Source organism: Streptomyces sp. CG4 (assembly GCF_041080655.1).
Lineage (GTDB): Bacteria > Actinomycetota > Actinomycetes > Streptomycetales > Streptomycetaceae > Streptomyces.
The window spans coordinates 1200796-1226957 of record NZ_CP163525.1; the positions used below are offsets into that span (position 1 = coordinate 1200796).

The 26162-nt window shown below is 71.7% G+C and carries 27 protein-coding genes and 1 pseudogene; 17 read left to right on the forward strand and 11 right to left on the reverse strand.

Going from position 1 to position 26162, the window contains the following annotated elements:
* Position 1 precedes the first annotated feature (1 nt).
* From egtA to egtD, 4 genes are read left to right on the forward strand one after another with little or no spacing between them, the layout of a single operon-like run.
* Positions 2–1351 (forward strand): ergothioneine biosynthesis glutamate--cysteine ligase EgtA, encoded by a 1350-nt coding sequence (egtA, locus tag AB5L52_RS05530; RefSeq protein WP_369362810.1) that lies wholly within the window; start codon positions 2–4, stop codon positions 1349–1351.
* The gene (gene egtB, locus AB5L52_RS05535) at positions 1348–2712 is read left to right on the forward strand and encodes an ergothioneine biosynthesis protein EgtB (protein ID WP_369362811.1); all 1365 of its coding nucleotides are present in this window, start codon (positions 1348–1350) and stop codon (positions 2710–2712) included. Before egtA ends, egtB begins: the two co-directional genes overlap by 4 nt.
* On the forward strand, positions 2712–3491 hold the full coding sequence (gene egtC, locus AB5L52_RS05540; RefSeq protein WP_369362812.1) for an ergothioneine biosynthesis protein EgtC: 780 nt from the start codon (positions 2712–2714) through the stop codon (positions 3489–3491). The genes egtB and egtC overlap by 1 nt, the downstream gene beginning before the upstream one ends.
* Positions 3488–4447, forward strand: coding sequence for an L-histidine N(alpha)-methyltransferase (gene egtD, locus AB5L52_RS05545; RefSeq protein WP_351022562.1), 960 nt, complete (start codon positions 3488–3490; stop codon positions 4445–4447). Before egtC ends, egtD begins: the two co-directional genes overlap by 4 nt.
* A 1-nt stretch (position 4448) precedes the next feature.
* Here the strand turns inward: egtD and AB5L52_RS05550 are convergent.
* Positions 4449–5558: pseudogene (locus AB5L52_RS05550) on the reverse strand (extracellular solute-binding protein); the annotation flags it as partial.
* A gap of 178 nt (positions 5559–5736) precedes the next feature.
* On the opposite strand from AB5L52_RS05550, the gene AB5L52_RS05555 reads away from it, so the two are divergent.
* On the forward strand, positions 5737–5955 hold the full coding sequence (locus tag AB5L52_RS05555; RefSeq protein ID WP_351022568.1) for a dodecin: 219 nt from the start codon (positions 5737–5739) through the stop codon (positions 5953–5955).
* A 19-nt stretch (positions 5956–5974) separates the two neighbouring features.
* Here the strand turns inward: AB5L52_RS05555 and AB5L52_RS05560 are convergent, their stop codons facing one another.
* Complete coding sequence (locus tag AB5L52_RS05560; RefSeq protein ID WP_351022570.1) at positions 5975–6466, reverse strand: hypothetical protein; 492 nt, start codon at positions 6464–6466, stop codon at positions 5975–5977.
* A 130-nt stretch (positions 6467–6596) separates the two neighbouring features.
* On the opposite strand from AB5L52_RS05560, the gene AB5L52_RS05565 reads away from it, so the two are divergent.
* The 6 genes from AB5L52_RS05565 (at position 6597) to AB5L52_RS05590 (ending at position 10031) form a co-directional block, all read left to right on the forward strand.
* Positions 6597–6839, forward strand: coding sequence for a hypothetical protein (locus AB5L52_RS05565; RefSeq protein WP_351022573.1), 243 nt, complete (start codon positions 6597–6599; stop codon positions 6837–6839).
* Positions 6840–6918: 79 nt separating this feature from the next.
* Positions 6919–7146: a hypothetical protein gene (locus AB5L52_RS05570; protein WP_351022576.1), complete on the forward strand. Its 228-nt coding sequence runs from the start codon at positions 6919–6921 to the stop codon at positions 7144–7146.
* Positions 7147–7405: 259 nt separating this feature from the next.
* Positions 7406–8527 (forward strand): non-homologous end-joining DNA ligase, encoded by a 1122-nt coding sequence (gene ligD, locus AB5L52_RS05575; protein WP_369362813.1) that lies wholly within the window; start codon positions 7406–7408, stop codon positions 8525–8527.
* A 57-nt stretch (positions 8528–8584) separates the two neighbouring features.
* Positions 8585–8875: a hypothetical protein gene (locus tag AB5L52_RS05580; protein ID WP_351022580.1), complete on the forward strand. Its 291-nt coding sequence runs from the start codon at positions 8585–8587 to the stop codon at positions 8873–8875.
* 206 nt (positions 8876–9081) lie between these two features.
* A complete protein-coding gene (locus AB5L52_RS05585) occupies positions 9082–9501 on the forward strand; it encodes a CBS domain-containing protein (protein WP_369362814.1) in 420 nt (139 codons plus the stop codon).
* A gap of 74 nt (positions 9502–9575) precedes the next feature.
* Positions 9576–10031, forward strand: a complete 456-nt coding sequence (locus tag AB5L52_RS05590) for an archease (RefSeq protein WP_351022586.1) — start codon at positions 9576–9578, stop codon at positions 10029–10031.
* Between the two features lie 115 nt (positions 10032–10146).
* Here AB5L52_RS05590 and AB5L52_RS05595 read toward each other — a convergent pair whose 3' ends face one another.
* Both AB5L52_RS05595 and AB5L52_RS05600 read right to left on the reverse strand, forming a co-directional pair.
* On the reverse strand, positions 10147–11559 hold the full coding sequence (locus AB5L52_RS05595; protein ID WP_369362815.1) for an RtcB family protein: 1413 nt from the start codon (positions 11557–11559) through the stop codon (positions 10147–10149).
* A gap of 15 nt (positions 11560–11574) precedes the next feature.
* On the reverse strand, positions 11575–12075 hold the full coding sequence (locus tag AB5L52_RS05600; protein ID WP_351022591.1) for a DUF6328 family protein: 501 nt from the start codon (positions 12073–12075) through the stop codon (positions 11575–11577).
* A gap of 152 nt (positions 12076–12227) precedes the next feature.
* Between AB5L52_RS05600 and AB5L52_RS05605 the strand changes: the two genes are divergently transcribed.
* From AB5L52_RS05605 to AB5L52_RS05625, 5 genes are all read left to right on the forward strand, one after another.
* Positions 12228–12398 (forward strand): hydrophobic protein, encoded by a 171-nt coding sequence (locus tag AB5L52_RS05605; protein ID WP_351022594.1) that lies wholly within the window; start codon positions 12228–12230, stop codon positions 12396–12398.
* 10 nt (positions 12399–12408) lie between these two features.
* Positions 12409–13341, forward strand: a complete 933-nt coding sequence (gene ligD, locus AB5L52_RS05610) for a non-homologous end-joining DNA ligase (RefSeq protein ID WP_369362816.1) — start codon at positions 12409–12411, stop codon at positions 13339–13341.
* A 133-nt stretch (positions 13342–13474) separates the two neighbouring features.
* Positions 13475–13726 carry a DUF5133 domain-containing protein gene (locus AB5L52_RS05615; RefSeq protein ID WP_369362817.1) on the forward strand — a complete coding sequence of 84 codons (252 nt, stop codon included), beginning with the start codon at positions 13475–13477 and terminating at the stop codon, positions 13724–13726.
* A 247-nt stretch (positions 13727–13973) separates the two neighbouring features.
* Positions 13974–14162 (forward strand): antitoxin, encoded by a 189-nt coding sequence (locus AB5L52_RS05620; RefSeq protein WP_351022600.1) that lies wholly within the window; start codon positions 13974–13976, stop codon positions 14160–14162.
* A 32-nt stretch (positions 14163–14194) separates the two neighbouring features.
* Positions 14195–16525 (forward strand): ABC transporter, encoded by a 2331-nt coding sequence (locus tag AB5L52_RS05625; RefSeq protein WP_369362818.1) that lies wholly within the window; start codon positions 14195–14197, stop codon positions 16523–16525.
* On the opposite strand, the gene AB5L52_RS05630 is transcribed toward AB5L52_RS05625, so the two are convergent.
* The 5 genes from AB5L52_RS05630 to AB5L52_RS05650 form a co-directional block, all read right to left on the reverse strand.
* A complete protein-coding gene (locus AB5L52_RS05630) occupies positions 16501–17451 on the reverse strand; it encodes a lysophospholipid acyltransferase family protein (RefSeq protein WP_369362819.1) in 951 nt (316 codons plus the stop codon). The two genes, AB5L52_RS05625 and AB5L52_RS05630, sit on opposite strands and share 25 nt — an antisense overlap.
* On the reverse strand, positions 17451–18221 hold the full coding sequence (locus AB5L52_RS05635; RefSeq protein ID WP_351022608.1) for a GNAT family N-acyltransferase: 771 nt from the start codon (positions 18219–18221) through the stop codon (positions 17451–17453). The genes AB5L52_RS05630 and AB5L52_RS05635 overlap by 1 nt, the downstream gene beginning before the upstream one ends.
* Before the next feature lie 257 nt (positions 18222–18478).
* Positions 18479–19228 (reverse strand): succinate dehydrogenase/fumarate reductase iron-sulfur subunit, encoded by a 750-nt coding sequence (locus tag AB5L52_RS05640; protein WP_369362820.1) that lies wholly within the window; start codon positions 19226–19228, stop codon positions 18479–18481.
* On the reverse strand, positions 19225–21174 hold the full coding sequence (locus AB5L52_RS05645; protein ID WP_351568383.1) for a fumarate reductase/succinate dehydrogenase flavoprotein subunit: 1950 nt from the start codon (positions 21172–21174) through the stop codon (positions 19225–19227). Before AB5L52_RS05645 ends, AB5L52_RS05640 begins: the two co-directional genes overlap by 4 nt.
* Position 21175: 1 nt before the next feature.
* Positions 21176–21847 carry a succinate dehydrogenase gene (locus AB5L52_RS05650; protein WP_351023035.1) on the reverse strand — a complete coding sequence of 224 codons (672 nt, stop codon included), beginning with the start codon at positions 21845–21847 and terminating at the stop codon, positions 21176–21178.
* Between the two features lie 119 nt (positions 21848–21966).
* Between AB5L52_RS05650 and AB5L52_RS05655 the strand changes: the two genes are divergently transcribed.
* Positions 21967–22851: a LysR substrate-binding domain-containing protein gene (locus AB5L52_RS05655; protein WP_351568380.1), complete on the forward strand. Its 885-nt coding sequence runs from the start codon at positions 21967–21969 to the stop codon at positions 22849–22851.
* A gap of 120 nt (positions 22852–22971) precedes the next feature.
* Here AB5L52_RS05655 and AB5L52_RS05660 read toward each other — a convergent pair whose 3' ends face one another.
* A complete protein-coding gene (locus tag AB5L52_RS05660) occupies positions 22972–25116 on the reverse strand; it encodes an EAL domain-containing protein (RefSeq protein ID WP_351568377.1) in 2145 nt (714 codons plus the stop codon).
* A complete protein-coding gene (locus AB5L52_RS05665; RefSeq protein WP_351022622.1) occupies positions 25113–25925 on the reverse strand; it encodes an SAM-dependent methyltransferase in 813 nt (270 codons plus the stop codon). The genes AB5L52_RS05660 and AB5L52_RS05665 overlap by 4 nt, the downstream gene beginning before the upstream one ends.
* Positions 25926–26162: the final 237 nt, after the last annotated feature.

The window sequence follows — 26162 nt, forward strand, 5'->3', positions numbered from 1 at the left end:
CATGTCCGATTCACAGAGTGACGGTGGCGACTGTACGGACCACCGCACCGCCGTCACCGAAGCCGAGGTGGAGGCCCTGGTCCGGGGCATCTGCTTCAAGACGGGGCCGCCCCGCGCGCTCGGTGTCGAACTGGAGTGGCTCATCCATGAGCTGCAGACTCCGCAGCTCCCCGTGACACCCGAACGACTCGAGACGGTCTACGCGGCACTGCGGGCCGTGCCCCTGCGCTCGCCGCTCACCGTCGAGCCCGGCGGCCAGCTGGAGCTGAGTTCGCCGCCTTCCGCCTCCCTGATGGAGTGCATAGGCACGATCTCCGCCGACCTGGACACCGTCCGCGCCATCGTCGCCGCGGAGGGTCTCGGTCTGGTCGGCTTCGGCCAGGACCCCTGGCACACGCCCCGCAGATTCCTGCACGAGCCGCGCTACGACGCGATGGAGACGTGCCTGGACCGCACCGGTCCGGCGGGCCGGCACATGATGTGCGCCTCCGCGTCCGTGCAGGTGTGCGTGGACGCGGGCCACGAGGAACCCGGTCCGCTCGGACATGCGCGCCGCTGGTGGCTGGCCCATCAGCTGGGGGCGGTCCTGGTGGCCGCGTTCGCCAACTCCCCGCTGCTCGGGCACGAGCCCACGGGCTGGCAGTCCACCCGGCAGCTGATGTGGACGGAGATCGGCGCCGGCCGCGCGGGCGCTCCTCCGCTGGACGGCGAGCCACGGGCCGCCTGGGCCCGGCATGTGCTGGACTCGCCGGTGATGTGCGTACGGCGGGACAGCGGGCCGTGGGACGTGCCGGAGGGGCTCACGTTCCGGGAGTGGACCCGTTCCCGGTCGCCCCGGCCGCCCACCCGCGCGGACCTGAAGTATCACCTCACCACCCTGTTCCCGCCGGTCCGGCCGCGCGGCCACCTGGAGCTGCGCATGATCGACGCGCAGCCCGGCGACGACGGCTGGATCGTGCCGCTCGCGGTGACGGCGGCACTGTTCGACGATCCACAGGCCGCCGAGACCGCGTACCGGAGCGTGAAACCGCTCGCGGAGCGGGCCCTGAACCTGCCCGCCCCGCACAACCCCCTGTGGACCGACGCGGCCCGCCGCGGGCTCGCCGACCCGGAGCTGCGCGAGGTCGCCGCCGTGTGCTTCGCGGCGGCGCTGGAGGCTCTGCCCCGGCTCGGCGCCACCGCCGAGGTGACCGAGGCGGTGGCCGCGTACCGGGACCGCTATGTCGACCGGGGCCGCTGCCCGGCCGACGACCTGCTGGACCGGCTGCACGGCAGCGAACCGCCGTCGGCCCGGCCCGGCCGTACCGGGGGCACCCCCACCGCCCACGGGAGGAAGGACGTCCGTACATGACCGCCCCCGAGACCGACACCGCGACGACGGCGACGAAAAAGCCGACAGAGCCGAAGGAGGTGGACACCGAGGCGCTGCGCGAGCGCGCGCTCGCGTCGCTGACCGCCGCCCGTGCCCGCACCACGCTGCTGACCAGCTGCGTCGAGGACCCGGACCTCACCGCCCAGCACTCGCCGCTGATGTCCCCGCTGGTGTGGGACCTCGCGCACATCGGCAACCAGGAGGAGCTGTGGCTGCTCCGGGCGGTCGGGGGCCGGGACGCGATGCGGCCCGAGATCGACACCCTGTACGACGCCTTCGAGCATCCGCGGGCCGAGCGGCCCTCGCTGCCGCTGCTGGCGCCCGCCGAGGCCCGCCACTACGCGGCCGAGGTGCGCGGGCGGGTCATGGACCTGCTCGCGGGCGCGGACTTCCACGGCACCCGGCTGACCGAGGCGGGCTTCGCCTTCGGGATGATCGCCCAGCACGAACAGCAGCACGACGAGACCATGCTGATCACCCATCAGCTGAGAAAGGGCCCGCAGGCCCTGACCGCCCCGGATCCGGAGCCGGCCCCGCCGTTCACCGGACCGGCCGAAGTCCTGGTCCCCGGCGGCCCGTTCACCATGGGCACCTCGACCGAGCCGTGGGCGCTGGACAACGAACGCCCGGCGCACGTCCGGGAGGTGGCGCCGTTCTGGATCGACACGACTCCGGTGACGAACGCGGCGTACCAGGCGTTCATCGAGGACGGCGGCTACGACACCGAGCGCTGGTGGACGCCGGAGGGCTGGACGCACATCAAGCGGCACTCGATCACGGCGCCGCAGTTCTGGCGCCGGGACGGCGACCGCTGGCTGCGGCGGCGCTTCGGGGTCACCGAGGCGGTCCCGCCCGACGAGCCGGTGCTGCACGTGTGCTGGTACGAGGCGGACGCCTACGCCCGCTGGGCCGGGCGCCGGCTGCCCACCGAGACGGAGTGGGAGAAGGCCGCCCGGCACGACCCGGCCTCCGGCCGCTCGACGCGCTACCCGTGGGGCGACGCGGACCCGGCGCCGGAACACGCCAACCTGGGCCAGCGGCACCTGGGGCCCGCCCCCGCCGGGAGCTACCCCGCCGGTGAATCCCCGCTCGGTGTACGGCAGTTGATCGGGGACGTCTGGGAGTGGACGGCGAGCGACTTCCTGCCGTACCCGGGCTTCACGGCCTTCCCGTACAAGGAGTACTCGGAGGTGTTCTTCGGCTCCGACCACAAGGTGCTGCGCGGCGGTTCGTTCGCCGTGGACCCGGTGGCCTGCCGGGGTACGTTCCGCAACTGGGACTATCCGATCCGGCGGCAGATCTTCTCCGGGTTCCGCACCGCCCGCTCGGAGGTCGTCTGATGTGCCGCCATCTGGCCTATCTGGGGCCCGAGGAGCCGCTCGGCCGGCTCCTCGTGGAGCCCGAGCACAGCCTGCTGCGCCAGTCGTACGCGCCCCGGCGGCAGCGCTACGGGACCGTCAACGCCGATGGTTTCGGGGTCGGTTGGTACGTCCCTGACGACCCGGTCCCGGCGCGCTACCGGCGGGCCGGGCCGATCTGGGCCGACCTGTCCTTCGCCGACCTGGCCCGGGTGGTGCGCTCCGGCGCCGTACTCGCCGCCGTACGGGACGCGACGCTCGCCGGCGCGGACGGCGAGGCTGCCGCGGCGCCCTTCGCGTCCGGGCGGTGGCTGTTCAGCCACAACGGCGCCGTCGCGGGCTGGCCCGACTCGGCGGCCCCGCTGGTGTCCGAGCTGCCCCCGGTCGAGCTGCTGTCGCTGGAGGCCCGTACCGACTCGGCGTTCGTCTGGGCCCTGGTCCTGCACCGGCTGCGGGCCGGCGACGAGTTGGAGCAAGCTCTTGGCGAGACGGTTCTCCGCCTGACGGCGGCGGCCCCGGCCTCCCGGCTCAACCTGCTGCTGACGGACGGCACCACGATCGCCGCCACCGCCTGGGGCGACAGCCTCTGGTACCGCACGGAGCCCGGCCGGAGCACGGTCGTCGCCTCCGAGCCCTACGACGACGACCAGCTCTGGCAGGAGGTCCCCGACCGCACCCTGCTCACCGCGAGCCGCGCCGGCGTGCTGCTCGCCCCGCTGGAGGAACCGGCATCCGCACCATCGAAGGAGCCCTGTACGTGAGCCCCCTTCTTGTCACCCGCACTCTCCCCGAGGACGCGACGGACGCCGCGCTGCGCGCCGACGTCCTGAACGGCCTCACCGACCAGCCCAAGTGGCTGCCGCCGAAGTGGTTCTACGACGCGCGCGGCAGCGAGCTGTTCGAGCAGATCACCGAGCTGCCCGAGTACTACCCCACCCGTGCCGAGCGGGAGATCCTGGCCACCCGGTCCGGCGAGATCGCCGCGGCGAGCGGCGCCCGTACGCTGATCGAGCTCGGCTCGGGCTCCTCGGAGAAGACCCGTCATCTCCTCGACGCGCTCGCGCCCACGGCGTACGTCCCGGTCGACGTCAGCGAGAGCGCCCTGACCCAGGCCGGGCAGGCGCTCGTCCAGGACCACCCGGACCTCGAAGTCCACGCCCTGATCGCCGACTTCACGGCTCCGCTCACCCTGCCCTCCACTCCCGGGCCGCGGCTGGTGGCGTTCCTCGGCGGCACGATCGGCAACCTGCTGCCCGACGAGCGCGCGAAGTTCCTGTCCTCCGTGCGCTCGCTGCTCCTGCCGGGCGACGGGCTGCTGCTCGGCACGGACCTCGTCAAGGACGAGCGGGTGCTGGTCCGGGCGTACGACGACGCGGCCGGGGTGACGGCCGCGTTCAACAAGAACGTACTGGCCGTCGTCGACCGCGAACTGGGCGCCGACTTCGACCCGGACGCCTTCGACCACGTGGCACTGTGGGACGCCGAGCGGGAGTGGATCGAGATGCGGCTGCGCTCGCGTGTCGCGCAGACCGTGAAGGTGCCCGCGCTGGACCTCGCCGTGGACTTCGCGGCGGGCGAGGAGCTGTGCACGGAGGTGTCGGCAAAGTTCCGCAGGGACGGAGTGACCGCGGAACTGGCCGCCGCAGAGCTGGAGTTGACCCACTGGTGGACGGACACGGAGGGCCGCTTCGCGCTGTCGCTGAGCGTGGTGCGCTGACTCAGACGTCCGGCGCGAGTTCCTCGGTGATCTTGGCGGAGGCCCGGCGGGCCTCCGCCTGCGGATCCGCTCCGTTCAGCACCCGGGTCATGTACTCCTTGACCGGGTTGTCGGCCTCGACGTCCGCCCACTGAGGGGTACTGGGGGTCGCCCGGCCGTGCGCCGCGCCCGCGGCCATGGCGGCGACCCCCTCCTCACCCGCGACCGCGCTCGCCAGCGTGGTCTTGTTGGGCACGTAGTTCATGGTGTGGGCCAGTTCGGTGTCCCACGTGGCGCCGGCGAGCGCCCCGACGACGGCGGTCGCCGCGAACTGGTCCCTGGTGTGGCCCGGGACGACGAGGTCGGAGCCGCCGGTGAACACGGTGCCGGGCCGTGCGGCGGTCTACCCGGGCACCGGAAAGAATCCCAGCTTGCCCTTCAGGTCCGGATTCTGCCGCACGATCGCCTGGGCGAGCCCCGGTACGGCCACGATCTGCGCCACCTTGCCGCCCGCGAACACCCCGGCCTGGGGCGGGTGTTCCTCGTCGGCGCCCACCGGGCCCCGGCCCAGCGCCTGCAGCCGCCGGTAGAAGGCCATGCCGCGCGGTGCGGCCGGGGTGTCGAGGGCGCCCGTCCACTGGTAGTCCTGCTGCCGGGCCAGGTCGCCGCCCTCGTCCCAGATGAACCCCGAGAGGGTGTACCAGTACTGGCCGGCGAGATAAATACCCTGGTTGCCTGCGGAGTTGAGCCGCTCGGTATCCGCCAGCCACTCCTCGCGGGTCCTCGGCGGGCGGGTGATGCCGGCCGCCTCGAACAGGTCCTTGCGGTAGATCACGACGCGGTTCGCCGCGTACCAGGGGATGCCGTACGGGGCGTTTCCGTCCTTGCCGGGCTCGGCGAGGCCGGGCAGCCACCGGTCTTTGCCCCAGTCCCGCATCGACTCCAGTGTGAGGTCGGCGAGCCGGCCGCCGTCCGCGTACAGCGGCACCTGGGTGTTGCCGACCTCGATGACATCGGGTCCGTCGCCGGAGTCGTCCGCGAGCGCCTTGCGGACCTTGCCGACGATGCCGGTCCAGTCCTGGATGCGGACGGCGAGGCGCAGACCCTGGTGGGTGCGCTCGAAGTCCTCGGTGGTTCCTGTTCTGTCTGGCAAAGGGTGCGGACAGGGCTGGGGGGCCGACGTGGGGGGACGAGCGGGATGCTCGTACAGGTGTGCTGGATTTTGGTATGGACCAATACGGAGGGTCAAGGGGCGAGCCGGACCGGGATGGGGCACGGTGGAGGGTGGCGTGACACGAGAGGAGCACCTCATGTCGAATCACACCTACCGGGTGACCGAGATCGTCGGCACCTCGCACGAGGGCATCGACCAGGCCATCCGGAACGGCATCGCGCGCGCCGACCAGACCCTGCGCAATCTGGACTGGTTCGAAGTGACCCAGGTCCGCGGACAGATCGAGAACGGACGGATCGAGCACTACCAGGTGGGTCTGAAGGTGGGCTTCCGCATCGAGGACGAGACCGGATGACAGCCGGCCCCTTCTCGCCTCAGGTGCGGCCCTCCCGCTCCTGGGCCTCCAGCAGCGCCTCGGACCGCGCGGCCCAGCGGGCCCGGACGACGGTGAACCCGGCGCGCTCGGCGTCGCCGCAGACCAGCTCGTCGTCGTCCACGAGGAAACGTATCTCGCGGTCCTGAGCGAGCCGGCGCAGGATCTCCAGCTTGGTGAACCGCGCGGGCCTGCGGTCGGCGTTGCCCCGCATGTGCACACGGCCCTCGGGCAGCCCCTGGGCCGCGAGCCATTCCACCGTGTCGCGCCGGCACCGCTCGGGGCGGCCGGTGAGATAGACGACCTCGCACTCCCGGGCGCTCCGCACGGCCAGCGCGACCCCCTCGGCGAGGGGCGGGTCCGCGGGCGCGGCGGCGAAGAACCCGGCCCAGTTCCTCGGCCGGGCCTCCAGGAAGTGCTGGCGATGCCCGGTGTCGGCCAGGGTGTTGTCGAGATCGAACACGGCGAGCGGCCGCTTGTCGCTGTCGGTCACGGGGTCACCTTAGACGGTGTCGTGAGGCGCGCAGGAGCGCCTGCGCACGTGTACTCAGCTGGTACGTGTACTGAGCTCGTACATGTACTCAGCTCGTGCGCCGAGCGAGATGTCCTCTTATGATCCGGTCGTGGCAGACTTCCCCGATGAACTGATCAAGCTGGAGTGTTGCGCCGAAGCGGAGCGGGCGAAGCTGGCGGGTCTGGCCGGCGACGAGTACGACGAGCAGTGGCGCCGCTGGCGTGCGGCCATGGAGGCGGTCCAGGCGGCGATCGCCGCCCACGCCGCAGCGACCGGGGCAAGCCCGGAGGAGATCGAGCGGGCGGTCAAGGCGGCGGTGCGGCACGCTCAGGAGGACCCTGCCGTGGAGTAGCCGGACGTGCACCCGTCCGCAGCCCGGGTGAGGCTGGGGCCATGCCCGTACCCGTGCTCGTCCAGGTGAGGGGTGGGTCATGGCCGAGCGTCATGTGATCGTGTTCCCGCCGTCCGAGTGTGGTGGCCGGCGTGTCCAGGTCGACGGCGTGACGCTCGGCACGGCGTTCGGCCTGCACGATGTGGCGGCGTTCTTGCGGCGGGCCGGGCTGGAGGGTGTGGATGAGCTGGATGTCGCCGAGTCGCCGGTGATCGAGTGGCATGGGGGTGGCCCGGAGGAGTGGCGGGGGACGTCGTGGACACCGTGACGTACGAGCGTCCGGCAGACGGATTCTCGGGTGGCCGAGAAGGAGAACGCGCAGGCACAACACGGCAGTTCCGTGGATCGTTGGTCTCCCGGCCGGCGGAACCGTGACGCCGCCGGACACCGCGCGTCGGACCTGTGGACCGGGCGGTCGGGCGTGGCGTGGTGCTGCTTGTGCGCGCGTGGAGCGGGAACCCGTAGGGCGAAGCGCGGTCGTTGGGGGCCCGGAGAACGGTTGTCGCGGTGGATCGAGGTGGATGTGGATGCCCGTCTCCCCGTCTGTGACGGATCTGTTCGAGGGTGTGCCCGACGAGGAGCGCACGGCACTGCGGCGAGCGGCTCGGCCCGAGAGTCCCAGGCCGATGCCGGCGACACTGACGGAGCGTTACTTCTCGGATTCGGAGTGGATATTCGAGCGCAAGCTGGACGGGGAGCGGTGTCTGGGTGTCCGTGACGGCGCCCGGACGGAGCTGTTCTCCCGTACCTGCCGGCCGCTCACGGACACCTATCCCGAGATCACCGACGCACTCGGCCGTCAGCGCTGCGCCGACTTCGTGGTGGACGGCGAGGTCGTGGCCTTCGAGGGCTCGCGGACCAGCTTCGCGCGGCTGCAGCAGCGCATCGGGATCCACGACCCGCGCCGGGCGCGCGCCAGCCGAGTGGCGGTGACGTACTACGTGTTCGACGTGCTGTACCTGGCCGGCCACGATCTGACCGCCCTGCCCCTGCGCACCCGCAAGGCACTGGTGCGCCGCGCCCTGGACTTCGCCCCGCCGCTGCGCTTCACCCCGCACCGCAATGCCGACGGCGAGGCGTACCTGCGCCAGGCGTGCGAGCGAGGCTGGGAGGGCGTCATCGCCAAGCTCGCCGACAGCCGCTGCGAGCACCGGCGCTCGACGAAGTGGCTGAAGTTCAAGTGCGGGCGGCGGCAGGAACTGGTGATCGGCGGATTCACCGAGCCCACGGGCAGCCGCACCGGCTTCGGCGCGTTGCTGGTCGGTTACTACGAGGGGCGACGCCTCGTCTACGCGGGCAAGGTCGGTACCGGTTACGACCGCGAGACGCTCGACGCGCTGCGCGCGCGGATGGACCGCCTGGAACGCGGCCGCTCCCCCTTCGCGGGCAGCGCCCCGCGGGAGCGCGGCGCCCATGGGACCGAGCCGCGGCTCGTCGCCGAGATCGGGTTCACGGAGTGGACGGACGACGGCAAGCTGCGCCATCCCCGGTTCGTCGGACTGCGGAGCGACAAGGCCGCACAAGGTCGTACGGGAGGGGCCCGGGAAGGGTGGGAACCCGACATGACGCTCCACAAGGCCCACGACCAGGCCGCCGAGATCGCCGGCGCCGGCGCTCCGCTGCTGCGGGACGAAGCGGACGCTGTGTAATCCGCCGTGTCGCAGGTACTCGTACGCACAAGACGTCTTCTTGAGGGGATGAATCGGATGCTGATCCTCGGACTGCTTCTCCTCGTGGCCACGGGCGCCTTCACGGCCCTGGCGATCGCCGGCAACCTGTCCGGTGGTCCGCAGTACGGCGTGTCGGTCCTCGGCCACCACATCGCCACGCTCAGCCCGCTCGGCCTCTTCTGCTCCGGTCTCGCACTGGCCCTCATCTTCTGCCTGGGCCTGGCCATGGTGAGTGGAGGGGCACACCATCGCAGGAGCCCGCGTCCGCGCAGGGCACACCGCCGTACCACGGTCGGCCCGATGATGGGGCCGGGCACCCGGGCCTGATACCCGCCGTCGCCGGCCGGGGCAGTGCTCGGCGTCACCGCTCTGTGCCGCGCCGGCGAGGGCTCACGGCCAGCGGAGCGGGCGGCCGCTGCGTGCGACGTGGTGCGCTCCGAGCCGACGGGCGTCGCGGTCGTGTGCACGGGTACCCGGTGGGTGCGCGAGGCTGCGTCGGCGCTCGTCGCGCGCGGCGGAAGAGGTGGGTGGCCATGACTCAGTACGTGCGGGAGATCATGACGCGGGATCCGGTGACGGTGCCCGAGAAGACGCCCCTCACCGAAGTGGCGCGGCTCATGCGGCAGAACGGCATCGGCGATGTCATCGTCACGGAGGGCGACCACGTCTGTGGTCTGGTGACGGACCGCGATCTGGTGGTCCGGGCCTTCGCCGACGAGCGTGACCCCAAGCTGACGGTGGTCGGGCAGGTGTGCAGCAGGGACATGGTCACCTGTTCGTCCCAGGCCCCGGTCGAGGAGGCCGTTCGCCTGATGCGGGAGCACACCCTGCGGCGGCTGCCCGTCGTCGACGACGACCGGCTGGTCGGGGCGCTCAGCCTGGGTGACCTGGCCGTCGAACGGGATCCCCACTCGGCACTCGCCGACATCAGCGCCGCGCGGCCGAACCGGTAGGCCGACTCGGCCACCTGTACTCCTGTACTCCGCCGAGGCGGTGTGCGGGTCTCCGAAATGGGCACTTGGTGGGCATGGTCGGCGACACGGGCGACGAAGTGCTGGCGCGGCGGCAGGGCACCGCCGGCCATCGGGCGGTGCCCCACACGGCCGACGTGGGGATCGAGGCATGGGGACCGAGCCGTGAGCGGTGCCTCGCGGAGGCGGTCCTGGGGCTGGTGGAGTGCTTCGCCGACCTCTCCGGGGTACGGCCGACCGCCGTGGAACGCCTGGACCTGCCCGAAGCGAGCGACGAGGAGCTGCTGGCGTCCCTCCTGGACGAGGTGGTCTACCGCCTGGAAGTGCGCGGTGAGGTGCCCGTCGACGTGGAGGCGGAGGCGGTCGGCGACGGTCTCGGCATACGGCTGGCGGTCGCCGGCCTCGACACGGTGGAGATCACCGGCGCCCCGCCCAAAGGCGTTTCATGGCATCGGCTGCACATCGGGCCCAACCCGTACGGCTGGTCCTGCGGGGTGACCGTCGACGTATGAGCGGTGGCGCCGGGCCGGTGAGGTGACGTGTGAGCGGTGACGCCAAGGCCGGTCAAAGGTCCCCGCGTCGCCTCTTCACCACGTCCCCGCGTCGCCTCGTGACCACGTCCCCGTCTCACCCCTTGACCACGCCGAGCGGAACCAGCCGGGCCACCCTGCCGCACAGCCCCGCCTCCTCGGCGACGGCGACCACCGCGTCGACGTCCTTGTAGGCTTCCGGCGCCTCCTCGGGCAGGCCGCGCCAGGACAGCGGGCGCGCCGCGATGCCGTCCCGTTCGAGTCTGGCCCGTAGTTGGCTGTCGGTGATGGTGCGCACCGCCTCGTGGCGGCTCATCGTGCGGCCCGCGCCGTGGCAGGTGGAGGCGAAGGCGCCCCCGCCGGGCACTCCGGCCAGGACGTACGAGGCCGTGCCCATGGTGCCGGGGATCAGCACCGGCTGCCCTACCCCGCTCAGATCGCCGGGCAGCTCGGGATGGCCGGGCGGGAAGGCGCGGGTGGCGCCCTTGCGGTGGACGCACAGCCGGCGGTGTGTGCCGTCCACGGGATGGGTCTCGATCTTGGCGAGGTTGTGGGAGACGTCGTAGACCAGCGACAGCCGGACTCCCGCGGCCCGGTCGAAGACCCGGCGTGCCGCGTGGGTGAGCAGCTGGCGGTTGGCGCGTCCGTAGTTGGCGGCCGCGGCCATCGCGCCGAGGTACGCGCGCCCTTCGGGCGAGTCCACGGGTGTGCAGGCCAGCTGCCGGTCCGGCACCGTGATGCCGTAGCGGGTCATGGCGTGGCCCATCTCGCGCACGTGATCGGTGCAGATCTGGTGTCCGAGGCCGCGCGACCCGCAGTGGATCATCACGCACACCTGGCCCTCGGCCAGCCCGAACGCGGCCGCGGCCCGCTCGTCGTAGACACGGGCGACCTGCTGCACCTCCAGGAAGTGGTTGGCGGAGCCGAGGCTGCCAACCTGTCCGAGGCCGCGCTCGCGCGCTCGCCGCCCGACCTGGGTCACGTCCGCGTCGGCGACCGCCCCGCCGTCCTCGCAGCGGATCAGGTCGCGCTCCTCACCGTGCCCCTGCTCCACCGCGTAGCGGGACCCGCCCTCAAGGATCCGCTCCAGCTGACGGGGCCCGTCCAGCCGCCACACCCCGCCGGGGCCGGCCCCACGCGGGATGGCCTTGTCCAGGCCGTCCATGACCGCGCGCAGGGCGGGCCACAGCTCCTCGCGGTCACAGTCGGCGGCCAGCAGCCGTACCCCGCAGGAGATGTCGAAGCCGACCCCGCCGGGCGAGACCACGCCGCCCTCGTCCACGTCGGTCGCCGCCACGCCTCCGATCGGGAAGCCGTAGCCCCAGTGGATGTCCGGCATGGCGTACGAGGCGCCGACGATGCCGGGCAGCGTTGCCACGTGGACCACCTGCTCCAGTGATTTCTCGGCGTCCTTCAGCAGCTGCCGGGAGGCGAACACCAGGCCCGGCACCCGCATGTCCCCCTGTCGTTCGATGCGGAAGCGGTAGGGCCGCTCCTCGACCAGTTCCATGGCATCCTCCCGCGCTCACCTGGTCGTGTGCCGGTGCCGCGTCCACAGGGGCCAGGCGAACCAGCACAGCAGGTACCAGGCCAGCACCGCGGCGACCAGCCAGAGCACATAGCTGCCGTGGGTCGCGACTCTGAGGACGAGCAGGAGCGCGGAGGTCATCGTGGCGAGCAGCAGGACCAGGCCGACCAGGGTCAGCCGGGCGGCCCACACGACCGCCTGCGGTTTCACACGTCGTCCGGCGACGAGCCGGTGCACGGACACCGGGCCGATCAGGGCCCCGGTCGCCGCGGCGCCGAGGACGATGGTCACGATGTAGATCGTCCGGTCCGTCCGGTCCAGCTGCGCGAACCTCGGTGTGAACACGACGGTGAGCAGGAAGCCGAAGAGGACCTGCACGCCGGTCTGGGCGACGCGGACCTCCTGGATCAGCTCTCCCCATCTGCGGTCGGCGCGCTCCTCCGCGGTCTCGTCGCGCCCGGTGCGCTCGGTGCCCCCACCCCGTTCGGTGCCCGTCACGGCTCCTCCTGGATCAGCGGCTGCGCCCCCGCCGTCCCGGTACCCAGGGAGGCCTCCTGTACACGCCCGCTCCCGGAACGGGCGGACCGGTCTTCCGGAGGGAGGTCTGATCCGCGCGTTCCGGGAAACTCGGACGGCAGGAGGTGCAGATCATGCTTCCCATCCTGCTGGTCCTGCTGCTCGCGCTGTTGCTCTTCGGCGTCGGCTTCGCGGTGAAGATTCTCTGGTGGATCGCTGTGGCGGTGTTCGTCGTGTGGCTGCTGGGCTTCCTGTTCCGCGGTGCGGGCGTCGGTGGAGTCAGGCACCGCTGGTACCGGTGGTGAGAACGCCGTCATGACCGCCAAGGCCAGGACGAAGGACGAGATCCGGGTCGGCGGCCGACGGGTGTCGTTGTCCAACCCGGACAAGGAGCTGTTTCCGGACGACGGGATCACCAAGGCCGAACTGGTCGACTACTACCGCTCCGTCGCGCGCCCGATGCTCACGCATCTGAAGGACCGGCCGCTGGTGATGGAGCGGTACCCCGACGGGTACCGGGGAAAGTCGTTCTTCCACAAGGACGTTCCGGACTACTTCCCCGACTGGATCCGCACCGTCGAGGTGCCCAAGGAGGGCGGCCGGCTCACCATGGCGGTGTGTGACGACACGGCCACCCTCGCCTATCTGGCCAACCAGGCCTGCATCACGCCGCATCCGTGGCTGAGCATCGCGAACTGCCTGGACTGCCCCGACCGGTTGGTCTTCGACCTCGACCCTCCCGAGGGCGAGGAGAACGGCTTCGCGACCGTACGGTGGAGCGCCCGCGCTCTGGGTGATCTGCTCACCGAACTCGGGCTGCGCCCCGCGCTGATGACGACCGGATCGCGGGGCATGCATCTGCTGGTCCTGCTCGACCGGCGCACGGACTTCGACACCGCACGGCGTTTCGCGCGGCGCGTCGCTGACCTGCTCGCCGCGCGGCACAGCGACTGGCTGACGACCGAGCCGCGCAAGAACAAGCGCCGGGGCCGCCTCTACCTGGACACCCAGCGCAATGCCTACGCCCAGACCTCGGTCGCCCCGTACGCCGTACGGGCCCGCCCGCACGCTCCGGTCGCCACCCCGCTGGACTGGGACGAGCTCGACGACCCGGACCTGGGCGCGCGCCGGTGGACACTGCGCACCCTGCCCGAGCGTCTCGACAAGTACGGCGACCCGTGGAAGGGGCTGAGCCGCTGCCGGCGCTCCCTGCGCACGGCACAACAGCGCCTGGACGACCTCACCTGAACGGACGAGTCGCCCGTCCGGGCTCCGGCGCGCACCATGGAAGGCGTGGAAGGCGCATGAACCGCCCCCTCGCGGCCCACCGGCATCACCGATCCGGATGGATCCGGCCCGGCGCGGGAGAACGGAGACGCAGATGCTGACGCCCGACCTCAGAACCGCCGCCACGGCGCTGCGCGCCTACCGGATCGCCCAGGCCCGCCTCCTGCGGAGTCCGGCGAATCCACTCCGCCGTCGTCAGTACGACGACATCGCCTACACACTCTGCGTGCTCATGGGCGAACGCGAGGCCGCCGAAGCCGCCGCACGGGCGGAACGCCTGCTCGCCGCGGCTTCCGCCGGCACGAAGCCGAAGCGTGCCCGCCGGGCACGCACCGCCATCCCCTGAGACCTCCGCTGAGACCTCCGCCGAGCGGGAACGGGCCGAGGACCACGCGGACCGACCGGACGTTTCCACGGGCACCGACGGTTTGCCCCGCAGGCGCATCCATGGCGATGCTCGCCGCCCCCATTACGGCGCCGACGAGTGGCGCCGGCGAGCGCCGGTCGCCCCGGACCGCTGAGGCCCGAGATGCGAACGCGGCCGGGGACGGTGACCCTGGGAGGGGAAGCCTCAAGTGATGAGGAGGGCTGCGATGTCCGTGATGGACAAGCTCAAGCAGATGCTCAGGGGCCACGAGGACCAGGCCAAGACGGGCGTCGACAAGGCGGGCGACGCGATCGACGAGCGGACCCAGGGCACGTACCGCTCCCAGGTGGATACCGCGCAGCAGAAGACGGACGAGTTCATCGACCAGAATCGCCAGGACAACCCTCCACAGTAGCGGCGCACGGGCGCGGCTAGAGTTGTGCGCCTATGCACAGCCCTCCTGACCAGTACATCCGCGTCCGCGGCGCCCGCGAACACAATCTCAAAGGCGTCGACGTCGACATCCCCCGCGACGTCCTGGCCGTGTTCACCGGTGTGTCCGGCTCGGGGAAGTCGTCCCTGGCGTTCGGCACGATCTTCGCCGAGGCGCAGCGGCGGTACTTCGAGTCCGTGGCGCCGTATGCGCGCAGGCTGATCCACCAGGTCGGGGCGCCGAAGGTCGGCGAGATCACCGGGCTGCCGCCGGCGGTCTCGCTGCAGCAGCGCCGCTCGGCCCCCACCTCCCGCTCCTCGGTGGGCACGGTCACCAACCTCTCCAACTCCCTGCGCATGCTGTTCTCGCGCGCCGGGGAGTATCCGCCGGGCGCCCAGCGGCTCGAATCCGACGCGTTCTCGCCGAACACGGCGGCCGGGGCCTGCCCGGAGTGCCACGGGCTGGGTCAAGTGCACGGCACCACCGAGGAGTTGCTGGTCCCGGATCCCGGGCTGTCCATCCGGGAGGGCGCCATCGCCGCCTGGCCGGGCGCCTGGCAGGGCAAGAACCTGCGGGACATCCTCGACACGCTCGGCCACGACGTGGACCGGCCCTGGCGCGAGCTGCCCGCCGGGGCGCGGGAGTGGATCCTGTTCACGGACGAGCAGCCGGTGGTCACCGTCCACCCCGTCCGGGACGCGGACCGTATCCAACGGCCGTACCAGGGCACGTACATGAGCGCCCGCCGGTATGTGCTCAAGACGTTCTCGGACACCAAGTCGGCCTCGCTGCGGGCGAAGGCGGAGCGGTTCCTGACCAGCGCGCCCTGCCCGGTGTGCGGGGGCAGCCGGCTGCGGCCCGAGGCGCTCGCGGTGACCTTCGGCGGCCGGACCATCGCCGAGCTGGCCGCGCTGCCGCTGACCGACCTCGCCACACTGCTCGACGGCAGGGACGAAGCCGCCCGGGTGCTGACCGAGGACCTGAAGTCCCGGATCGCGCCCGTGGCCGAGCTGGGCCTCGGCTATCTGAGCCTGGACCGGCCGACGCCCACCCTGTCCGCGGGTGAGCTGCAACGGCTGCGGCTCGCCACGCAGTTGCGTTCCGGGCTGTTCGGCGTGGTGTACGTGCTGGACGAGCCGTCCGCCGGACTGCACCCGGCGGACACCGAGGCGCTGATGACCGTGCTGGCGCGGCTGAAGGCCGCGGGCAACTCGGTGTTCGTGGTCGAGCATCACCTGGAGGTGGTGCGCGGCGCCGACTGGCTGGTGGACGTCGGGCCCGGCGCGGGCGAGCACGGCGGGCGCGTGCTGTACAGCGGCCCGCCGGCCGAGCTGGCGTCGGTGGCGGAGTCGGCGACGGCCGCGTTCCTCTTCGACGAGTCGCCGGGCCCGGCGCGTGAAGTCCGACAGCCGCGTGGCTGGTTGACGGTGGGTCCGGTGACCCGGCACAACCTGCGCGCGGTGACGGCGGAGTTCCCGCTCGGCGCGTTCACCGCCGTCACCGGGGTCTCCGGCTCCGGGAAGTCCACGCTGATCGGCGAGTTGAGTGAGGACGTCGAGGGCGTCGACCGTCTTGTCCGGGTCGACCAGCGGCCGATCGGGCGCACCCCGCGCTCCAACCTGGCCACCTACACGGGCCTGTTCGACGTCGTCCGCAAGGTGTTCGCCGGCACCGAGGAGGCGCGGGCCCGCGGGTACGGGGTCGGCCGGTTCTCCTTCAACGTGGCCGGAGGGCGCTGCGAGACGTGTCAGGGCGAGGGGTTCGTCAGCGTCGAGCTGCTGTTCCTGCCGAGCACCTACGCGCCCTGCCCGGACTGCGGCGGCGCCCGCTATCACCCCGAGACGCTCCAGGTGACGTACCGGGAGCGGAACATCGCCGAGGTGCTCGATCTGACGGTGGAGGCTGCGGCGGAGTTCTTCGGCGACATCCCGGCCGCCGCCCGGAGCCTTGGCGCCCTGCTCGACGTGGGTCTCGGCTATCTGCGGCTCGGGCAGCCGGCGACCGAGCTGTCCGGCGGGGAGGCCCAGCGGATCAAGCTGGCGAGCGAATTGCAGCGCGGCCGGCGCGGCCACACCCTGTATCTGCTGGACGAGCCGACGACCGGGCTGCACCCGGCCGACGTGGAGCTGCTGATGGAGCGGCTGCACGGGCTGGTGGACGCCGGGCACACGGTCGTGGTGGTGGAGCACGACATGACGGTGGTCGCGGGCGCCGACTGGGTGGTCGACCTGGGCCCCGGCGGGGGTGACCGGGGCGGCCGGATCGTGGCGGCCGGCCCGCCGGAGCGGGTCGCCTCGGCGGCGGGCAGTGCGACGGGTCCTTATCTGGCGCGGGTGTTGCCCTGAGGGGAGAGTGCCACGATGTGCCGTCGGTCGTCCGCGGCGACGTCGTGGCTGGTCGCGCCCGCGCGGCGGTAGCCGGATATGAGAGACGGCCCCGCGCCCCTTCGGGGGCGGTCCTGAGCGCCGGTGACCAGGGCCGTGTGGGTCCAGTCGGGCTCGGAGACGACCGGCTGGGCCGCGGCTGCGAGGCCGCGGCGGTCGGGATGGGTGCCCGGCGTGATCACCGGCCGTATCTCCACCTCCGCGATCAGGCCCCGGGTGCGGGCCACCCGCCACAGGGAGGCGAGCAGGGTGTCCTCGCCGACGAACGCGGCGGCCGTGCCGGCCGTGCCGCCCTCCTGTGTGTAGCGGAGCCGCACCGGCTGCACGGGCGCCCCCGCGTCGAGCGCGGCCTGGAAGACGGCCCGACGGAAGCGGCCGTGGGCCCGCCCGCACCAGGTGCTGCCCTCCGGGAACGCGGCCACGGCCGCGCCCTGGCGCAGCGCCCCGGCGATCCGGGCGACCGTCTCGGGCAGGGCGCGCAGCCGGTCCCGCTCGATGAACAGGGCCCCGCCGCGCGCGGCCAGCGCGCCCGCCACCGGCCACTGCCGGATCTCCGTCTTGGCGAGCATGCGGGCCGGGCGTACGGCGGTCAGCAGCGGGATGTCCAGCCACGAGACATGGTTGGCGACCAGCAGCAGCCCGCCGGCCGGTGCGGCGGTGCCGGTGATCCGGACCCGGACCCCGATGGCCCGCACGATCGCCCGGCACCACCGCCTGACCCACTCGGCGGGGATCCTCCCGCCGAGCGGCATCAGCGTGACTCCGGCCAGCACCAGGACGACGACCGCGGTGAGCCGCAGCACGGCCCGGGGTACGGCCACGGCGGCCGGGGCGGGCTCCACACAGGCGCCCGGGGTGCAGGGCGCGGTGGGCAGCCAGACGCTCATCAGGCCGGCACGAGGGAGAGGAAGTGCCGCAGATAGCGCGCGTTGACCCGGCGCATCGACAGCAGCACGTACAGGTCGGCGACCCCGAAGTCCGGGTCGTGCGCGGGCTCGCCGCACACCCAGGCACCGAGGCGGAGGTAGCCGCGGAGCAGGGCCGGAAGGTCGGTGTGGCCGGCGGGGGCCTCGGCGTTCGGGGTCCACGGCAGCAGCGGCCGTACCCGGTACTCCTCGGGTGCCAGGTGCTTGGCGCGCACCCGCTCCCAGGTGGCCGTCGCGAGGGTGCCGCCGTCGGCCAGCGGCACCGAGCAGCAGCCCGCCAGCCACTCGTGGCCACGGTCGACCATGTAGCGGGCGATGCCGGCCCAGATCAGGCTGATGACGGCGCCGTCGCGGTGGTCGGGGTGCACGCAGGAGCGGCCGACCTCGACCAGCGAGGGCCGGATCCCGTCGAGGGCGGCAAGCTCGAACTCGCCCTCGGAGTAGAGCCGTCCGGCGACCGAGGCCCGCTCCGGGGGAAGGAGCCGGTAGGTGCCGACGACCTGGCCGGTGACCGTGTCGCGCACCAGCAGGTGGTCGCAGTAGGCGTCGAAGGCGTCGACGTCGAGGCCCGGCTGCGGGGTGGCCAGCAGGGCCCCCATCTCCCCGGCGAAGACGTCGTGCCGCAGCCGTTGTGCGGCGCGCACGTCGTCCTCGTCACGGGCGAGGGTGACCGTGTAGCGGGTCGGTGCCACGGGCTGCGGGGGGCGGTCTAGGGTGGAAACGCCGGTCATGGCTCTCTCCTGGTCACGGGCCGGTTCGGCGACGGCGCGGGCCGCGCGTACGGCCTGCTGCTCCTGTTCTTCCGACGCCGGTTGGCGAGCGCGTGACCTGTGCCCGGAGAGCGGATGTGGGAATGTTGAACGCCGGGGTCCCGGCGATCACGGGAAAGCCAGACGGGGCCGGGAAGAGCACCGCTCCCGGCCCCGCCCGTTCGTCTGTGCGACGAACGTCTCACTCTCCGTGGGGCGCTACCGCTTCGCCGTGAGCGCTACCGCTTCCCCACCTTCCGGGTGGCCCGCAGCCACTCCCTGTTCATGCTGGTGATGGACACCAGCGGAATCCCCTTCGGGCAGGCCGTGGCGCACTCGCCCGTCAGCGTGCAGCCGCCGAAGCCCTCCGTGTCCATCTGCGCCACCATGTCCAGCACCCGCGTCTCCCGCTCGGGCGCCCCCTGCGGCAGCACGTTCAGGTGGTTGACCTTGGCGGAGGTGAACAGCATCGCGGCGCCGTTGGGACACGCGGCCACGCACGCCCCGCAGCCGATGCACTCCGCGTGCTCGAACGCGAAGTCGGCGTCGGCCTTCGGCACAGGCGTGGCGTGGGCCTCCGGCGCGGAGCCGGTCGGCGCGGTGACGTAGCCGCCGGCCTGGATGATCCGGTCGAACGCGGACCGGTCGACGACCAGATCCTTGATCACCGGGAAGGCGGCCGCCCGCCACGGCTCGATGTCGATCGTGTCGCCGTCCTCGAAGGACCGCATGTGCAGCTGGCAGGTGGTGGTGCGCTCCGGTCCGTGCGCGTCGCCGTTGATGACGAGCGAGCACGCGCCGCAGATGCCCTCGCGGCAGTCGTGGTCGAAGGCCACGGGGTCCTCGCCGGCGAGGATGAGCTGCTCGTTGAGGACGTCCAGCATCTCCAGGAAGGACATGTCGGACGAGATGCCGTCCACCTCGTACGTGGACATGGCGCCGTCGGCGTCGGCGTTCTTCTGCCGCCAGACGCGCAGGGTGAGCTTCATGCGTAGCTCCGCTGAGTGGGGTGGACGTACTCGAAGACCAGGTCTTCCTTGTGCAGGACGGGAGCGGTGCTCGTACCGGTGAACTCCCAGGCGGCCGCGTAGCCGAACGCGTCGTCCCTGCGGGCGGCTTCGCCGTCCGGGGTCTGGGACTCCTCGCGGAAGTGGCCGCCGCAGGACTCGGCGCGGTGCAGTGCGTCGAGACACATCAGCTCGGCCAGCTCCAGATAGTCGACGATCCGGTTGGCCTTCTCCAGCGACTGGTTGAACTCCTCGCCGGTGCCGGGCACCTTGATGCGCCGCCAGAACTCCTCGCGGATCTGCGGGATGCGCTCCAGGGCCTTGCGCAGGCCGGAGTCGGTGCGGGCCATTCCGCAGAACTCCCACATCAGCTCGCCGAGTTCACGGTGGAAGGAGTCCGGGGTGCGGTCGCCGTCCACCGTGAGGAGCAGATTGAGCCGGTCCTCGGTCTCGGCCAGCACCTCCTGTACGGCGGGGTGTTCGGGGGTGACCGGCTCCTGGTGGGGGTTGCGGGCCAGGTAGTCGTTGATGGTGGCCGGCAGCACGAAGTAGCCGTCGGCGAGGCCCTGCATCAGCGCGGAGGCGCCGAGCCGGTTGGCGCCGTGGTCGGAGAAGTTGGCCTCGCCGATCGCGAACAGGCCGGGGACGGTGGTCTGCAGGTCGTAGTCGACCCACAGGCCGCCCATCGTGTAGTGCACGGCCGGGTAGATCCGCATCGGCACCTCGTACGGATCCTCGTCGGTGATCCGCTGGTACATGTCGAAGAGGTTGCCGTACTTGGCCTCGACGGCCTTGCGGCCCATCCGCTGGATGGCGTCGGCGAAGTCGAGGTAGACGCCCTGCCCGCCGGGACCGACGCCCCTGCCCTCGTCGCAGACGTTCTTCGCGGCGCGGGAGGCGATGTCGCGCGGGACCAGGTTGCCGAAGGACGGATAGATGCGCTCCAGGTAGTAGTCGCGCTCGTCCTCGGGGATCCGGTGGGGCGGGCGGGTGTCGCCCTTGGCCTTCGGCACCCAGATCCGGCCGTCGTTGCGCAGCGACTCGCTCATCAGCGTCAGCTTGGACTGATGGTCGCCGGTGCGCGGGATGCAGGTCGGATGGATCTGGGTGAAGCAGGGGTTGGCGAAGTAGGCGCCGCGCCGGTGCGCCCGCCAGACGGCGGTCGCGTTGGAGTTCATGGCGTTGGTCGACAGATAGAAGACGTTTCCGTAGCCGCCGCTGGCGAGGACGACGGCGTCCGCGAAGTAGGTGTCGATACGGCCCGTGATCAGGTCGCGGGCCACGATCCCGCGGGCCCGCCCGGCCACGACGATCAGGTCGAGCATCTCGGTGCGCGGGTGCATCTCCACGTTGCCCGCGGCGATCTGCCTGCTGAGGGCCTGGTAGGCGCCGAGGAGCAGTTGCTGCCCCGTCTGGCCACGGGCGTAGAACGTGCGCGAGACCTGTACGCCGCCGAAGGAGCGGGTGTCGAGCAGTCCGCCGTACTCGCGGGCGAAGGGCACGCCCTGGGCCACGCACTGGTCGATGATCTCCACCGAGATCTGCGCGAGCCGGTGGACGTTGGACTCGCGGGCGCGGAAGTCGCCGCCCTTGACGGTGTCGTAGAACAGCCGGTGGATCGAGTCGCCGTCGTTGCGGTAGTTCTTCGCCGCGTTGATGCCGCCCTGCGCGGCGATGGAGTGGGCGCGGCGCGGGGAGTCCTGGTAGCAGAACTGGACGACGTGGTAGCCCTGTTCGGCGAGGGTGGCGCCCGCGGAGCCGCCCGCGAGGCCGGTGCCGACGACGATGACCGTGTGCTTGCGCCGGTTGGCGGGGTTGACCAGCTTGGCCTCGAAGCGGCGCTTGTCCCAGCGCTCGCCGACCGGGCCGGCCGGGGCCTTGGTGTCGACGACCGGCTCGCCCGTCGCGTAGTTCACGTATTCGGTCATGTCAGCTCACCACTCCGGTCATGACGCCCACGGGTACGGCGATGAAACCGGCCGTGAGCAGCAGCGCGAGGACGTTGGCGACGGTCTTCAGGGCGCGGTCGCGGGCGCGGCTGCCGACGCCGAGGGTCTGCGCTGCGCTCCAGAAGCCATGCCGGATGTGCAGGCCGAGCGCGAGCATCGCGACGATGTAGATGACGTTGCTGTACCAGTGCGAGAAGTCGCCGACGACGTTCTGGTACGGGTGCCCGTTGCGGAAGTGTCCGGGGTGCACGGTGCCGGTGGTCAGGTCCAGGACGTGCCAGACGATGAACAGGCCGAGGATGATCCCGCCCCAGCGCATGGTGCGGGTGGCGTAGCTCGCCCTGGGCCTTGCGTGCACGTACTTGCTGGGCCGCGCCTTGATGTCCCGGCGGCTGAGCTGGTACGCGGAGGTGGCGTGGGCGACCACGGCGACGACGAGCACGATCCGGATGAGCCAGAGGGTCCACTCGTAGTGCATGAAGGGTTCGCCGACAGTGCGCAGCCAGTGGGCGTAGTGGTTGAACTCGCCCGCTCCGAAGTAGATCTTCAGATTGCCGATCATGTGCGCGACCAGGTACAGCAGCATGATCACGCCGCTGACCGCCATCACCGTCTTCTTGCCGACGGAGGAGTCCCACATCGTGCGCGCCATGGACGGCCGTCGGTCCGTCCGCGTTGCCAGAGCCATGCCCCGCACGCTAGAGCCGCAACGACTCATCAGTCCAAGACATGGTCCGGCTCGATTCCATAGGAGGAAGCTATGGTGAAACCATGCAGTTCCAGCAGCTTCAGTATTTCGTCGCCGTCGCGGAGACCCGGCACTTCACCCGCGCCGCCGAGCTGGTGCATGTCGCCCAGCCGTCGCTGTCGCAGCAGATCAAGGCGTTGGAGCGGGAGCTGGGGGCGGATCTGTTCCTGCGTGCCCGGGGCAACATCACGCTCACCGACGCGGGCGAGGCACTGCTGCCGCTGGCCCGGCGGATCCTGGCCGACACGGACACCGCCCGGTACGAGGTGCAGGAGCTGGTGCAACTGCGGCGGGGCCGGGTGCGGCTCGGGGCGACGCCGAGCCTGTGCACGGGCCTGCTGCCGGACGTGCTGCGCGCCTTCCACGACCGCTATCCCGGTATCCGGCTGCTGATCGAGGAGGGCGGCTCGCACGACCTGGTGCGCGAGCTGGCCCGGGGCGCGCTGGACCTCGCGCTGGTCGTGCTGCCCCTGCCGACGCCGGCGCCCGCGCTGTCGACGGTGGAACTGCTGCGGGAGGAGCTGGTGGTGGTGTCCTCACCCGAGGCGCCGGCCCCCGGCCGGGGTCGGCGGGTGGTGCATGTCGCCGATCTGGAGGGCGAGCGGCTCGTGATGTTCCGGCACGGCTACGACCTCAGGGAACTGACCGTCTCCGCGTGTCGCTCCGCTGGGTTCGAGCCGGAGTTTGCTGTTGAAGGGGGTGAGATGGACGCGGTGTTGGGGTTTGTCCGGGCGGGGTTGGGGATCGCTGTGGTGCCGCGGATGGTTGCCACGCGGTCCGGGCAGGGGCTGCGGGTCACTCCGTTGGCTCGGCCGGGTTTGCAGCGGACCATTGCGTTGGCTCACCGGAGTGATGTGGCTCCGCCTCGGGCCGCGCGGGAGCTTCAGCGGATGCTTCTTGAGCGGTGACAGTGTTTGTTGACGGATGCGTCTGCCCTTGAATCGCCGTTTCGGGCTTTCCGTTCGTCGTGGTTGCGCGCGCAGTTCCCCGCGCCCCTGAGGGAACTGCGCCGCCCCTCCTTGAAAACCTCAGCCCGTTGCGTCCACCAGTGCAAGCTCGTGAAGACGCTCGGGTGGGCCCGGGCGGGCGTAGTACCAGCCCTGGGCGGTGTCGCAGCCCAGTATCCGGAGTTGTTCGGCCTGGGCGCCGGTTTCGACGCCCTCGACGGTGACCGCGAGGTCGAGGCTGTGGGCCAGGGTGACGATCCCCTCGACGATCTTGAGGTCGACGGGGTCGGCGGGGAACTGCTGCATGCCCATGGTGAAGGAGCGGTCCAGCTTGAGGATGCTCACCGGCAGGCGCCGCAGGTTGGCGAGGTTGGAGTATCCGGTGCCGAAGTCGTCCAGGGCGATGTCGACGCCCATCTCGGCCAGCCGGTGCAGGGGTTTGAGCAGATCGTCGTCGGCGCCGATGAGCGCGGACTCGGTGACCTCCAGACACAGGGCGTCCGGGGCGACACCCGCGCGCTCCAGGATGTCGACGGTGTCCTGCACCAGGCCCGGATGACTGAGCTGGCACGGCGACAGGTTGACGTTGATGCGCAGGGGGCCGGGGGCCGTCTCCTCGCCATGACGTTCTCGCCAGGCGCGGGCCTGCCGGATGGACTCCTCCAGGACCCAGCGGCCGAGCGGGACGATCAGTCCCGTGTGTTCGGCGAGCGGGATGAAGCGGTCGGGGCCGAGCACGCCGTGCTGCGGGTGCAGCCAGCGGACCAGGGCCTCGGCGCCGCGCACGCTGCCGTCGCCGAGGTGGACGAGCGGCTGGTACTCGATGAAGAACTCGCCGCGTTCCAGGGCCGTGGGGAGGGCCGTCGTCAGGCCGTGGCGGGTGATGGCGCGGGCGTCGGCCTCGGGGTCGGCGAGTTCGGAGCGGTTGCCGCCCGCCGACTTCGCCCGGTACATGGTGATGTCGGCGCTGCGCAGCACCTCGGCCGCGGTGCGTTCCCCCGCCGGGCCTTCGACGATGCCCAGGCTGCCGCGCACCATCAGGTCCCGGCCGTCGATGCTGATCGGGGTGACCAGGGCGCTCATGATGCGATCGGCGAGTTCGTCCACGGCGCGCTCCGTGCCCGGCCCGGTGGTCAGGGCGACGAACTCGTCGCCGCCGAGCCGGGCGACCATCTCGCCGGGCGCGGTCGCACAGGACTGCAGCCGGTCGGCGACCTCCACCAGCAGCCGGTCGCCGGCCGCGTGCCCGAGGCTGTCGTTGACGGTCTTGAAGCCGTCCAGGTCGAGGTAGCACAGGCCGAAGCGCTGCCCCTCGCCCGCCGCCAGCACCTTCTCCAGGCGCTCGAAGAACAGCGTGCGGTTGGGCAGGCCGGTGAGGGCGTCGTGCGTCGCCTCGTAGCGCAGCCGGAGGTTGAGCAGCCGGCGCTCGGTGGTGTCCTCCATGAGGGCGAGCTGGTACTGCGGTGCGCCGTCGGCGTCGCGCAGCAGGGAGACCGTCAGATTGGTCCACAGCACCGTGCCGTCGGGGCGGTTGAAGGCCTTTTCCAGGTGGTAGTGCTCGCGCTCGCCGAGAACGAGTTCCTCGTAGAGCTTCCAGGTCTGGGGCGCGTCCTCGGGATGCACCCAGTCCTGGACGCGGCGGCCGCGCAGGGCATGGTCGGACTGCCCGAACATGCGCAGCAGCGCGTCGTTGACCTGGAGGACGTTCCCTTCGAGGTCGGCGATGCCGATCCCTATGGCGGCGCCCTCGAAGACCGCGCGGAAGCGCGCCTCGCTGGCGTGCAGGGCCTGCGCGACCAGGCCCTGGGCCTGCAACGCGGCCTGGGCGATGGACTCCTGCTCGGCGAGCGTGCGCTCGCGCAGCGCCTCGGCGTACCCGGCGGCCATCGCGTGCTGCAACCGCGAGGAGCGCATGCGCGGTTGGTCCTGGGGGCCGTCCTCGGCGCAGTACAGCACCAGATAGGCGTCCACGCAGTCCAGGGTCCGGGCGAGCGCCTCGGGGTCGGTGCAGTGCGCGCCGACCAGCGCGGCGCCGACCGCCTTCGCGCCGTTCGCGTCGAAGCCGCGGGCTCGCAGCAGCTCGCTCAACCGGCGTGCGAGCGGGAGGAGTTCCGCCTCGAACTCCGCGCGGGTCAGCGACGTGGAGGTCACGGGGTAGACCGCCCGGCTCCAGATCGTCGTGAACCGGCGCAGTCTGCCCTCCGGCCCGTCCGGCCCGGCGCTCACGCCGTACGCCCCACGCCGGCGAATCCGGAGAAGGCGAACGGATCCTCGTCCTCCGGCGCCGACTCCGGCTGCCAGTGCGGCATCGGCACCAGTCCCGGTTCCACCATGTCGTACCCCTCGAAGAACCGCGCGATCTCGTCGCGCGAGCGCATGATCAGCGGGTTGCGAATGTCCTTGTATACGTCCACCGCGCCCTCGGCCCGCTCGGCAGGCACCGGGATTCCCTCGTACGAGGCATGGGTGAGGATCAGCAGGCTGCCGGGCGCGAGCGCCTCGCGCAGCTCGGCCACCGCACCGTAGGGGTCGTCCGCGTCTTCCACGAAGTGCAGTATGGCAACGAGGAGGAGGGCGACCGGCCGGTTCAGGTCGATCAGTCGCTCCACCTGGGGGCTCGCAAGGATTTCCTGCGGCTTGCGCAGGTCCGCCGCGACCACGTCCGCGGTGTCCTCGCCGGCCAGTACGGCCTGGCTGTGCGCGACGGCGACCGGGTCGTGGTCGACGTAGACCACGTGCGCGCCCGGTACGGCCGCCTGGGCCACCTCGTGGACGTTGCCGAACGTCGGGATGCCGGAGCCGATGTCCAGGAACTGGCTGATGCCCTGCTGGGCCGCGAACCGCACGGCGCGGCGCATGAACGCCCGGTTGGCCTGCATGATCTTCGGCAGTCCCGGCATGAACTCCATCGCCTTGCGGGCCGCCTCCCGGTCGACCTCGAAGTTGTGCGAGCCGCCCAGGTAGTAGTCGTAGATCCGCGAGACGCTCGGCACCGAGATGTCGATGCTCCGTGGGGCCCAGGCGGGGCGCTCCATGTATCTCTCCGAGGGGTAGGCGACAGGGACAGGCGATCCGGTGTTCGAGCTGAGGCTACTGATCGCCCGCCAAGGGAGCGACCCAAACCGGAAATTGACCGTCCGTTCCCCGCCACTGCCTGCGGCAAGTGCCCGTATGGCCCCGCTGTGTAACGGCTGTGCCCGCCTTGGCCGACTCCTCCCCACCCGCGCGCCCGCGCGCTCCCGCCCGCACCGCGCCCCACGCACAACGATCCG